Source organism: Pseudoalteromonas sp. S3776 (assembly GCF_005886915.1).
Classification (GTDB): Bacteria; Pseudomonadota; Gammaproteobacteria; order Enterobacterales; family Alteromonadaceae; genus Pseudoalteromonas.
This window is the reverse complement of record NZ_PNCU01000033.1, coordinates 1-12239: the sequence shown is the minus strand read 5'-3', so window position 1 is coordinate 12239 and position 12239 is coordinate 1. Positions and strand designations below refer to the sequence as shown.

Here is a 12239-nt window from a genome sequence, read left to right as displayed (position 1 = left end):
CATGATTTCACACACTCTCACACCAGGGCAGTTAGACTTAAACACCCTAAGAAAAATTAATGACTCAGCTGTCACGCTTAACCTTATCGATGGCGCCAGTACACAAATAGCCGCCAGCGCACAAACCGTTCAAAACGTAATAAGCAAACGCCAAACGGTGTACGGTATTAACACCGGCTTTGGCTTATTAGCCAATACAAAAATTGCGGATGACGAGCTTGAGTTACTTCAACGTAGTATTGTACTTTCGCACGCTGCCGGTATTGGTGAGCTCATGGACGACAGCACAGTAAGGTTAATGATGACCTTAAAAATAAACTCTCTATCTCGGGGCTACTCTGGAATACGCCTTGAGGTGATTGAGTTTTTTATTAAGCTACTGTGCAGTGAAGTTTACCCGTGCGTACCAGAAAAAGGATCTGTAGGTGCTTCGGGCGATTTAGCGCCGCTTGCTCATATGTGTCTACCGCTGCTAGGTGAAGGTAAAATGCGTCACAAAGGTGAAATTATAAGTGCTGCTCAAGGGTTAAAAATTGCAAACCTTTCGCCCCTAACTTTAGGTGCAAAAGAAGGACTGGCGCTGTTAAATGGTACACAAGCTTCTACCGCACTTGCGTTACAAGGGCTTTTCAAAGCAGAAGATTTATACACACAAAGTTGTGTTATAGGCTCTATTAGCATAGAAGCTGCTAAGGGCAGCCGTGCCCCCTTTGATGCACGCATTCACGAAATACGGGGGCAACGCGGCCAAATCGATACAGCCAGTGTATTTAGAGAGCTACTTAGTACTCAATCACAAATTAGCCAATCTCACGTAAACTGTGAAAAAGTGCAAGACCCTTACTGCCTGCGTTGCCAACCTCAGGTATTGGGCGCGTGTTTAACACAAATTCGCCAAGCCGCAGAAGTGTTGTTATGTGAATCAAATGGCGTTACCGATAACCCGCTGGTATTTGCCGATGTGGGCGATATTATCTCCGGTGGTAATTTTCATGCAGAGCCCGTTGCTATGGCAGCTGATAACTTAGCCATAGCGATTGCCGAAATAGGCGCGCTGGCAGAGCGAAGAATCGCGCTACTTATTGATTCAAACCTCTCTACACTGCCGCCTTTTTTAGTTGAAAATGGCGGAGTTAACTCAGGCTTTATGATTGCCCAAGTAACTGCGGCGGCACTTGCTTCCGAGAACAAATCGCTTGCGCACCCCGCCTCGGTAGACAGCCTGCCAACATCAGCAAATCAAGAAGATCATGTCTCTATGGCAACCTTTGCAGCAAGGCGCTTAAATGAAATGGCCAATAACACCCGCGGGGTATTAGCAATTGAATGGCTTGGGGCTGCTCAAGGGCTTGAGTTTAGAGCCCCACTTAAACCTTCACCGCAAGTAGAAAAAGCAAAAGCTCTGCTGCGCGAGCATGTAAGTTACTACGATAAAGACCGTTACTTTGCCCCCGATATAGACGCAACCAATACGCTTTTATCACAGGGGGCGTTGTGCGACTTTATTAATCTCAACCCGCTACCATCGCATGCTAAATTCCATGCTGATAGCTAAAACCTAACGCCTCAATTGCTGAGCCAAGCACCTTGCGCTCAGCACTTTCATTACTGGTAAAGGTTGGCATTTCACCGCCATGCTCTGCACACTTTTGTGCATAATAATTCGCTTTAGTCGGGTGCGATGGGTTCACCACGTTATAAATATTTTGCCCCGAATTATAGTTCTCTATTACCGCAAAAATAGCGTTTATCACATCTTGTTGATGCACCATATTAACCACTTGCTCACTAGATGAGTTTAATTCTTTACCAGCCACAAAGCGTCCAGGCTCACGGTTAGGTCCTAATAAGCCCGCTAAACGCAGTACCTTACCGTCTTGTTCTAGTACTTTTTCTTCGCTATCGAACAGTTTTATTTGTCGCTCATTGGTGCAGCTTATTTCACTGCTTTCAGTGTAAACACCCGGCTCTTGGTCGTACACACCAGTAGATGAGCATAAAATAAAGCCTTTGGCAGTTAATTGTTTAGAAAGAGTAAGTGCAGCACTAAGTGTTTCTGGGTAGTTACTTTCACTGTGTCTGCTCCGTGGGGGGATTGCACACACCCAGTAAGCATCGTGTAAATCTATTTGATGTGTTAGCTGCCCATCATTAAGGACAAATTGACGCTGAAAATCCTCTGTATGCTCATCACTTCTATGTGTACCTTGTACTTGCCAACCGGCTTGCTTAGCTTGTAAGCATAAAGCATGACCTAACCAGCCTACGCCTAATACTACTAATTTATTAGCTTTTGTTTCCATTTTTGCATAACCCTTCATTTTAAACGCATAATTAGTGCTTTTTATCTAACTTCATAGAGATTTAAAGTAAGATATGATTAGATATCACCTACTAAATAACAATAATATGTGCACTCATGCTAAATAATTTATCATTACGGAAGAAAATATTATTATTGATTGGTGGTACCATCACCATTTTGCTAATTATTGCTTCAACATTTTTTGTAAATCACATCGCTAACCTTTCCAGAGTAAACATTGAGCGCGAAGCTCAAAGCTACCTACAAAGCGAACAACTTTCAATGCAAAGCTACTTTGCAAAGTATGGCAAGCTGGTATCTACGTTCGTTAATAATCCCCACTTAGTTAATTTTTTTGAAAATTGGGATACTCGCGACCAGCCAATCAAAAACGCTCCGGGCTACAACGAAGTTAATCAAGATTTTGTACGTATTAGCTCAAATGACGAAAATATACTGTCGGCGTTTTTTGCCTCAGCAACCACCGGCGAATACTTTAAAGAAAACGAGCGTACCAGCCATTACAATGGCCAACCTTACTACGCCTATAAACGTGGTTGGTGGCAAGAAGCCCTGCAAATTAATAAACTTTACGTGGGCCCTATATCAGTCGATTTAACTACAGGTGTTGCCTCGGCAGTTGTACAGCAGCCGGTATACAACGCACAGCGTAAACTTATTGGTATGGGCGGCGTTGATTTACAGCTTAATAAAATCAACGACATGGTAGAAGGTATCCGCTTTAACGGCCAAGGCTATGGCTTTCTACTTGATGGCAATCAAAAGGTGGTGCACTTTTCAAATGCCACTGGCCATAAACTGTCTAACACCGATGAAGGCCCTAAAGGTAAAGAAGGGCTAGATGGCCTTGAAAGCCAGTTTAGCAATACATCAGGCTTTACAGAGCTTAATGCACAAATGCGTAACAACCTTGAAGGCAGCCAATTGGTGACTTTAAAAGGCGAAGAGTATTATGTGGTGTATCATCGCTTACAACTAGAGCAACCTTATCTTGACTGGTATGTAGGTATACTTATTCCAACCAGCATGATTGAAGCCCCCGTTAATGAAGCGGTTACCACCACAACCACCGCAGTGGTGATTATTTTAGTGATCATTTTAGCGATGATATTATGGGCAACCCACATGATTTCGCAGCCTATTACCACGCTAACTAATATTATGCGTGATATTGCATCGGGCGAAGGCGATTTAACCCAAAAGATTAATATTAACAGCCAAGATGAGGTTGGCCAGCTTGCCAATCACATGAATACATTCATTGATAAGCTGCGCGGCATGATGTTAGAAACAGCCGCACAAGCTGAGCAATTGACCAATGCCGCAGCGCAGCTTAAAAATGTATCAGCCCAAACCAATACCGAAATACAGCAAGAAAAACAACAAGTAGACAGCGTTAGTGCCGCCGTGACCGAAATGGCCAGCACTGTACTTGAAATATCGCGTAACGCACAGCATACCAACAGCGCCGCCGAAGAAGTACAAGCCATTACTGCCGAAGGGGCTGACCGCTCAACTCAAGCACAACGTGTGATGACCGAACTTGCGCTGCACATAGGTGAAGCGTCTAAAGTGGTGGCAGGGCTTGAGCAAGAAAGTAATAACATTGGTGCATTGGTGGATGTAATTAACTCCATTGCCGATCAAACCAACTTACTTGCTCTTAATGCCGCCATTGAAGCTGCGCGTGCAGGTGAGCATGGCCGTGGTTTTGCGGTAGTTGCCGATGAAGTACGCTCTCTTGCAAGCCGTACGCAAGAATCAACAGACGATATACGTAATATGATTTCTCGCTTACAGCAAATTGCCCAACAAGCGTCGGTAATGATGCTGCAAGGGCAAGAGCAAACAGAAGGCTCAGTATCGCAAACAAAAGAAGTGCTAAGTTCATTACAAAACATTGCTCAGTCGGTAACTAAAGTGCAAGACCAAAGCCACCAAATTGCCACCTCAACAGAGCAGCAAACGGTTGTAGCAGAGGACATTAACACCAGCCTTGCAGCAATTAATGGCTTAGTAAACAGCACTGCTGATCACGCACACATTTTAGCAGATGAAGCGCGTGATTTAAGCGACCTAGCCGTTGCCTTAAACAAAACGGTTAATCAGTTTAAGCTTTAAATACACTACGTCATAGGGTGGGTAACTCAGTATAAAACTTACCCACCCTATACTCTTGTTTTTAATTTTTTTAACACCATATCTTCACAACTTGCTGCTATTTTTTGGCGTAATAAAACTAGTTTTTTGCGCATCAGATCAAATTTTTCTGTTTTAAATACACATCTTTTTATCGAGATAGTTTGTTGTTTGGCAGAGTCTGGTATAGTAGCACACGTATTAAACAGTGCTTTTAATGCTCTTTAATACAAAATTGCTAATTAATATGTTCTACAGGTTATGTAAAAGTACATATTAATTACCAATTGTAAAAAATGGGTTAGCCGACACTCGGTTAGCAAAGAATACATTGTAACGGTTTTATCATGATATCTAATTTATTTACCAAGATTTTTGGTAGTCGCAATGACCGCACTATTAAAAACCTAAGAAAGACGGTCGCGCTAATTAACGCGCTAGAAACGCAATTAGAAGCGCTTTCTGATGAAGATTTAAGAGCTAAGACAGCTGAGTTTAGAGAACGTTACGATAACGGACAAAGCCTTGACGACATTCTACCAGAAGCATTTGCTGTGGTACGTGAAGCGTCAAAGCGTGTAAATGGCATGCGTCACTTTGACGTACAGCTATTAGGCGGCATGGTTTTACATCAAGGCCGTATAGCAGAAATGCGTACCGGTGAAGGTAAAACACTCACAGCCACACTTCCAGCCTACTTAAATGGCTTAACAGGCAAAGGCGTGCACGTAATTACCGTGAACGACTACCTTGCTAAACGTGATGCTGAAACAAACCGCGAGTTATTTGAGTTCTTAGGCCTAACTGTAGGCTGTAACGTACCAGGCATGATGCCACAACAGAAAAAACAAGCTTACAGTGCCGATATTACTTACGGTACTAATAACGAGTTTGGTTTTGACTACCTACGTGACAACATGGCATTTAGCATTGATGAGCGTGTACAACGCCCACTGTTTTATGCGGTAGTGGATGAGGTGGATTCAATCTTAATTGATGAAGCTCGTACGCCACTTATAATTTCAGGCCCAGCTGAAGATAGCTCTGAGTTATACATCGAAATCAATAAAATTGTGCCGCTTTTAGAGCTTCAAGAAAAAGAAGACGAAGAAGGCATTGAAGGCGATGGCGATTACACTATCGACGAAAAGTCTAAACAAGTTCATTTAACAGAGCGCGGTCAAATTAAAGTAGAAGACCTACTTACTGAGCGTGGATTAATTGAAGAAGGCGATTCGCTTTACTCAGCCAGTAGTATCACTCTACTAAGCCACGTGTATGCTGCGCTTCGTGCTCACAAGCTTTATCAAAAAGATGTTGATTACGTTGTTAAAGAAAACGAAGTCATCATTATCGATGAGCACACTGGGCGCTCAATGGAAGGTCGTCGTTGGTCTGAAGGTTTACACCAAGCTGTAGAAGCGAAAGAAGGTGTAAAAATTCAAAACGAAAACCAAACACTGGCTTCAATTACTTTCCAAAACTACTTCCGTTTATACGAAACCTTAGCCGGTATGACAGGTACTGCCGATACAGAAGCATTTGAGTTTCAATCTATTTACGGTCTAGACACGGTTGTTATGCCAACTAATAAGCCGATGATCCGTGATGATCGCGCTGATTTAGTTTACCTAACACAAGAAGAAAAATACGAAGCTATTTTAGCTGATATTAAAGATTGCCAAGAGCGCGGGCAACCTGTGCTAGTAGGTACTATTTCAATTGAAAGCTCTGAGTATTTATCGCAGTTTTTACGCAAAGAAAAAATTAAGCACAACGTACTTAATGCTAAGTTCCATGCGCAAGAAGCTGACATTGTATCGGATGCAGGCTTACCTGGTACTGTAACAATTGCTACCAACATGGCCGGCCGTGGTACCGATATTGTGCTTGGTGGTAACTGGAACAGTGAAGTTGAAAAACTAGAAAACCCAACAGATGAACAAATTGCTGAAATTAAAGCAGCGTGGAAAATTCGCCACGATGCAGTAATTGATGCTGGCGGTTTACATATTATTGGTACTGAACGTCATGAATCGCGCCGTATAGATAACCAATTACGTGGCCGTGCTGGTCGTCAGGGTGATGCCGGATCTAGCCGTTTTTACTTATCGATGGATGATGCGCTAATGCGTATATTTGCCGGCGAGCGTATGACTAACATGATGCGTAAACTAGGCATGCAACGCGGCGAAGCCATTGAGCACCCATGGGTTAACCGTGCAATTGAAAACGCTCAGCGTAAAGTAGAAGCGCGTAACTTTGATGTTCGTAAGCAATTACTTGAGTACGATGATGTAGCAAACGATCAACGTCGTGTTGTTTACGCCCAGCGTAACGAGTTGCTTGAAGAAGGCGATATTTCAGAAACAATCACTGCAATTCGCGCAGATGTACTCAATGGGGTGATCGATCAATACATCGCACCACAAAGCCTTGCTGAAATGTGGGATATCCCTGGGCTTGAAGAACGCTTAAAACAAGACTTCCTGATTGAGTTGCCTATCACACAGTGGTTAGCTGATGACAATAAACTATACGAAGAGAAACTTCGTGAGCGTATTGAACAAGCGGTTGAACAAGCTTACAAGCAAAAAGAAGAACAAGTTGGCGACTCTGTACTACGCCAGTTTGAAAAAGCGATTATGCTACAAAGCCTCGATCAACACTGGAAAGATCATCTTGCTGCAATGGATCACTTACGCCAAGGTATTCACTTACGTGGTTATGCACAAAAGAATCCTAAGCAAGAATATAAGCGCGAGTCGTTTGAACTATTCACCGAAATGCTTGAAAACTTAAAAGTTGATGTCGTGGGCATTTTAAGTAAAGTACAAGTTCGTGCCGAAGAAGATGTTGAAAAAGTAGAAGAGCAACACCGTAAAAGTGAAAATGCCCCTCGCGAGTACCAACACGAAGAAGCAGAGCACGTAGGCGGTGAAGCCCCTCAAAGCGCAACTGTAATGGCAAGAACAGCGCCTAAAGTTGGCCGTAACGATCCGTGCCCATGTGGCTCAGGCCAAAAGTTTAAGCAATGTTGTGGTAAATTAAAGTAACGACGCATTGTATGTAATTAAAAAGCGACGCTAGCGTCGCTTTTTTTATGGAGAAAAACATGACAACAAAAATAGTTAACGTAGCGGTAGGCGTAATAAAAAAAAATAATGCTATATTCATTTGTAAGCGCGCTAATGAGCAACATCAAGGTGGCTTATGGGAATTTCCAGGCGGGAAAGTAGAAGCTGGCGAAAGCGTATTTGCCGCACTTAAGCGTGAGCTAAGTGAAGAAGTTGGCATTACCATTCACAGCTCTAGCCAACTGATGGTGATTGAACATGACTACGGCGATAAATGTGTAAAACTTGATATTCACGTTGTAAGTAACTTTAGCGGTGAAGCACATGGCGCCGAAGGGCAACCCAGTGAATGGGTCGCTATTAATGAGCTTAGTAACTATGAGTTCCCTGCTGCTAACGCCGAGATTATTGAAAAAATACACGCGCGATACGCGTAAAGCACATGAATACAGCAATACAAAATAAATTAAGTGAGCTATTAGCGCTAAACCCAGAGCTTACTCAGGTGAGCTCTTTAGGCAGCGGACATATAAACACCACGTGGCTGCTCACCAATGCTGATCAGCAATTTATTGTTCAAAAGCTCAACACTCATGTATTTGAAAATCCAGCACAACTGGTCAATAACGCCCAGTTAATTGAGCAGCACTTAAGCGCTAAACAACAAGCAAATACTTACCCGCTCGATATTGTTAAGCATATAAGTACCCACCAAGGTGAACACCTTATAATAATTAATAACGCGTACTACCGCGTGCTTAATTTTATTAGCCAAAGTGCAAGTGAAGATATCGTCAAAGAGCCTAAACATGCAGAGCAAGCGGCATTTGCATTTGGCACATTTACACGTGCCTTGCTCGATTTTGACGCATCAAGTCTCTACCCTGTTATTACAGACTTTCATAACTTAGCCATGCGTTTTGAGCAGCTTAATACAGCCATTGCCACAGCCACTAATAAGCGGCTGCAACAGTGTAAAACCGACATTGACTACTGCATTGCACAACAGCATTTGGTAAAAGAACTGGCTGAGGTAACAGCTGATTTGCCTACCCGGGTGTGCCACAACGACACTAAAATAAATAACATGCTGTATTGCAGCAATACATATAAAGCAAAAGCAGTTATCGATTTAGATACCTGCATGGCCGGCTTTTTACTTTATGACTTTGGAGACATGGTGCGCACATTTTGCTGCGCTGAGGCAGAAGATTCAACTAATCTTGGTAAAGTGGTTATTCGCAAAGAGGTATTTACTGCGCTTGTTAAAGGCTACCTTGCCCCCCTTAAATCGGCAATTAGCAACAAAGAGCAAGCAAGTTTACTGCTTGGCGCTAAAGTTATGCCGCTAATGCTTAGTGCACGGTTTTTAACCGATTACTTAAATAACGACGTGTACTTTAAAACCACCCATGCAGAACATAATTTAGAACGTGCGCAAAACCAACTCGCTTTGTATAAAAATATTTTAAGCAATCAAAGCTGGATGCATAAAATCCTCATGCAATAACTGCAGTGTTATTGGTATAAAAAAACCAGCAAGCTAAACACTTGCTGGTTTTTACTAAGTTAACCAAAAAGCATAACAATTACCAAATTTTTACGCGGTCTTCTGGTTTGATATACATCTTGTCGCCTTCTTTTACGTCAAACGCGTCGTAAAATTCAGGCATGTTCGACAAGATACCAATAACACGGTAGTGACTTGGTGAATGCGGGTCTGTCATTAAGCGGTTACGTAATTCTTCATCGCGGTACTTACGACGCCAAATTTGTGACCACCCCATAAAGAAACGCTGATCGCCAGAGTAACCGTCAATTACAGGCGCTTTGTTATCGCCTAGCGATAATTGATACGCTTTATAAGCCACCGTTAAACCACCTAGGTCGCCAATGTTTTCGCCAAGCGTAAGCTCGCCGTTCACACCGGCATCTTCAAACGGTTTATATTCATTGTATTGCGCCACTAACGCGCCGGTACGCTCTTCAAACTGTTTAAGGTCAGACTCACTCCACCAGTTACGTAAGTTACCGTCACCGTCGTATTTAGCGCCTTGGTCGTCAAAACCGTGGCCTAGCTCATGGCCAATTACTGCGCCAATTGCACCGTAGTTTACAGCGTCATCGGCGTCTAAATTAAAAAACGGTGGCTGTAAAATAGCAGCTGGGAATACAATTTCGTTATTTACTGGGTTGTAGTAGGCATTAACGGTTTGTGGGGTCATGTGCCACTCAGAGCGGTCAACTGGCTTGCCTAATTTAGCAATCATATCGCTGTAAGCCCACTGGCTATAACGTATGTAGTTACCCACTAAATCATCAGGATTAATTGTAAGCTCAGAGTAGTCTTTCCATTTATCTGGGTAGCCAATTTTTGGGGTAAATTTGTTTAGCTTTTCTTGGGCTGCAAGCTTGGTTTCTGGGCTCATCCACTCAAGGTTTTCAATAGCAACGCCGTAACCTTTAATAACGTTATCTACCAGCTCTTCCATGCGCGCTTTTGCTTCAGGTGGGAAGTTATCTTTTACGTATACTTTACCTAAAATTTCGCCAAGTACGCTGTTAGATGCATCCACCGCTTTTTTCCAAAGAGGCGCTTGCTCTTTTACGCCGCGTAATGTGGTGCTATAAAAATCAAATTTAAGATCAACCAAGTCAGTGCTTAGTAACTGTGCGTAACCACTTACAAAATGAAACTTTAAGTAGTTTTTCCACGTGGCTAAATCTGTTTCTTTGTACACATCAGCAAACCCTTCTAAATAGCTTGGCTGACGTACAATAATGTCTAAGGTATCTACCCCAGCGCTTTTGAAAAACGCAGCTAAATCAAAGTCGCCTGTTAGCTTACTTGCCTCAGCTACAGTCATTTTATTGTATGACTTAGTGGCATCACGGCTTTGTACACGGCTCCACTGTGCCTGTGCTAATGCGCTTTCAAATGCGATAACGCTTTTAGCGGCATCAGCGGCATTTTCAACGCCTGATTTAGCTAAAATATCTGTGATGTATTGCTCGTAAGATGCACGAATTTTAGTAAATTTTTCATCATCTTTTAAGTAATAGTCACGATCAGGTAAGCCAAGCCCAGATTGCGATAAGTACAGCGCGTATTCACTTGAATTTTTAGCATCGTTATTTACAAACCAGCCAAAAGGTAAGCTAGCACCTTGCTGCTGAATTTTAGCCATTAAAGGCGCAAGTTCAGCTTTTGAATCTAGGCTATCAATGGTATTAAGTGAAGATTGTAAAGGTGTAATACCTAACTCATCACGTGTGTCTTTATCCATGTAGCTTTTATAAAAAGCACCAATTTTGTACTCGTCGCTGCCTTTTTTAGCATTGCTATTTTTAGCGGCACTTTCAAGTGCTGCTTTCATCGCTTTTTGCGACTCTTCATACAACTGTGTAAACGAGCCATAGTTAGACTTGTCGCCAGGGATCTCTGTTTTAGCAAGCCATTGCCCGTTTACATGATAATAAAAATCATCTTGCGCACGAACTGACTCATCCATATTGGCAAGGTCTACACCTAGCTCAAGGGTTTTTTCTGCAGGTGCTGCAACAGTAGCTGTATCGGCTACTTGTGTTTCTTGTTGTTTTTCACCGCAACCTACTAGGCCCAGCGCAAGTGCAATACTTGCGGCGGTAATAGTTACTTTTTTCATAATTATTCCGTTTGTTAGTAAAGAATAAAATACCTATTTCATTAAGATATGGCGCCACAGAGAAAGATAAAAAGCGCCCCGCAATGCTTTCACTTAATGAAATTAATATTTAGGCGGTTAAAACAACACGCCGAATTTGTATGATAAACCCCATTAAAGAAACAATAAAATAGAATATGTAACAAAGTATTTGCCGTGAGACGAGACAACAAAATAGCCCTACCAACTACATAAATAGGGCAATTAAGACTTATTTTTTCCATGCTGAGCAAGGCGCTCTAGCTTTTCTTTGAGTGAAGGGGGCGCAGAGGCTGCAATGGCATTAAGGTAATCTGAGGTTTGCTGGCTCATTTTTCTTGAATTGCCAGGTGCTTTGCCTACGGGGCCTCGTTTATCTGTTGTTGGGCTTAAGCGCGCTGTTGCTTGAGGGTTTGCGACAATTTTAATTTGGCCGAGCTCTGCCATGCCTGCCGCTCTAAAATGCGACTGCATATCCATTTTTAAATAATTAAGTTTAAGGGCAATTGCTGCCGATACAGCTTCGATCATCAGCGTGCCATCGCGGTAATTACTTACACGGCATTTTTCAGCAAGCTTTGGGCCTAAAAACTCTTTAAGCAATACTTGCTGTTTATCTAGCGCTTGGCTTTTACCTGCATAAGCAGATAAGCGATTATTAAGACCTGCCATAATGTCAGTTAGGGGTTTTGGTGCGTACCTATCTTTAGCCATTCAACACCTCATCAATTAAATAAAACACGTTTAAGCCAAGCCCTTAAATACTTGGCCTAAATGAGTGCTTATAGGATCTCAATTTGCCTAATTAAGTATTAGTGCAAATTAATATTATACCAATGCGCATAATTAAGTGATCTATTTTGAGGATGGATAAACGTGTTGATAGCAAGGCAAAAAATTCGCTATTTAGTTGCTCTCTGCAATTGCTCCTGCATTGCTCTACCTTCTGCATCCATGCAGTCGTAAATGAGAAATAATTAACGCAGATAGCGACACGTATAGCCCCTGAAAACG

General features: G+C 42.4%; 8 protein-coding genes. 5 read left to right on the top strand and 3 right to left on the bottom strand.

What is annotated here, in order from left to right; all coding sequences use genetic code 11:
* The first annotated feature begins 1 nt into the window (after position 1).
* Entirely contained in the window at positions 2-1555 is a 1554-nt protein-coding gene (gene hutH, locus CWC16_RS13610; protein WP_138541916.1) for a histidine ammonia-lyase, read from the top strand.
* Here the strand turns inward: hutH and CWC16_RS13605 are convergent.
* The gene (locus CWC16_RS13605) at positions 1533-2303 is read right to left on the bottom strand and encodes a Rossmann-fold NAD(P)-binding domain-containing protein (RefSeq protein ID WP_138541915.1); all 771 of its coding nucleotides are present in this window, start codon (positions 2301-2303) and stop codon (positions 1533-1535) included. The two genes, hutH and CWC16_RS13605, sit on opposite strands and share 23 nt — an antisense overlap.
* 116 nt (positions 2304-2419) lie before the next feature.
* On the opposite strand from CWC16_RS13605, the gene CWC16_RS13600 reads away from it, so the two are divergent.
* The 4 genes from CWC16_RS13600 to CWC16_RS13585 all read left to right on the top strand — a co-directional run bounded on the left by CWC16_RS13600 (position 2420) and on the right by CWC16_RS13585 (position 9052).
* Complete coding sequence (locus tag CWC16_RS13600; RefSeq protein ID WP_138541914.1) at positions 2420-4447, top strand: methyl-accepting chemotaxis protein; 2028 nt, start codon at positions 2420-2422, stop codon at positions 4445-4447.
* Between the two features lie 365 nt (positions 4448-4812).
* Positions 4813-7521 (top strand): preprotein translocase subunit SecA, encoded by a 2709-nt coding sequence (secA, locus tag CWC16_RS13595; RefSeq protein WP_138541913.1) that lies wholly within the window; start codon positions 4813-4815, stop codon positions 7519-7521.
* Positions 7522-7580: 59 nt separating this feature from the next.
* Positions 7581-7979 carry an 8-oxo-dGTP diphosphatase MutT gene (gene mutT / locus CWC16_RS13590; RefSeq protein WP_055014573.1) on the top strand — a complete coding sequence of 133 codons (399 nt, stop codon included), beginning with the start codon at positions 7581-7583 and terminating at the stop codon, positions 7977-7979.
* Positions 7980-7984: 5 nt separating this feature from the next.
* The gene (locus tag CWC16_RS13585; RefSeq protein ID WP_138541912.1) at positions 7985-9052 is read left to right on the top strand and encodes a phosphotransferase enzyme family protein; all 1068 of its coding nucleotides are present in this window, start codon (positions 7985-7987) and stop codon (positions 9050-9052) included.
* A gap of 79 nt (positions 9053-9131) precedes the next feature.
* Here CWC16_RS13585 and CWC16_RS13580 read toward each other — a convergent pair whose 3' ends face one another.
* Together CWC16_RS13580 and CWC16_RS13575 are read right to left on the bottom strand one after the other, a co-directional pair.
* Positions 9132-11207: a M13 family metallopeptidase gene (locus CWC16_RS13580; protein WP_138541911.1), complete on the bottom strand. Its 2076-nt coding sequence runs from the start codon at positions 11205-11207 to the stop codon at positions 9132-9134.
* A 243-nt stretch (positions 11208-11450) separates the two neighbouring features.
* Entirely contained in the window at positions 11451-11939 is a 489-nt protein-coding gene (locus CWC16_RS13575; RefSeq protein WP_138541910.1) for a DciA family protein, read from the bottom strand.
* Between the last annotated feature and the right edge of the window lie 300 nt (positions 11940-12239).

Excerpts from the sequence above, each read along its gene's own strand:
- CWC16_RS13585 (WP_138541912.1), top strand. The coding sequence starts at position 7,985 with ATGAATACAGCAATACAAAATAAATTAAGTGAGCTATTAGCGCTAAAC.
- CWC16_RS13575 (WP_138541910.1), bottom strand. The coding sequence starts at position 11,939 with ATGGCTAAAGATAGGTACGCACCAAAACCCCTAACTGACATTATGGCA.
- CWC16_RS13605 (WP_138541915.1), bottom strand. The coding sequence starts at position 2,303 with ATGGAAACAAAAGCTAATAAATTAGTAGTATTAGGCGTAGGCTGGTTA.
- hutH (WP_138541916.1), top strand. The coding sequence starts at position 2 with ATGATTTCACACACTCTCACACCAGGGCAGTTAGACTTAAACACCCTA.
- CWC16_RS13600 (WP_138541914.1), top strand. The coding sequence starts at position 2,420 with ATGCTAAATAATTTATCATTACGGAAGAAAATATTATTATTGATTGGT.
- mutT (WP_055014573.1), top strand. The coding sequence starts at position 7,581 with ATGACAACAAAAATAGTTAACGTAGCGGTAGGCGTAATAAAAAAAAAT.
- secA (WP_138541913.1), top strand. The coding sequence starts at position 4,813 with ATGATATCTAATTTATTTACCAAGATTTTTGGTAGTCGCAATGACCGC.
- CWC16_RS13580 (WP_138541911.1), bottom strand. The coding sequence starts at position 11,207 with ATGAAAAAAGTAACTATTACCGCCGCAAGTATTGCACTTGCGCTGGGC.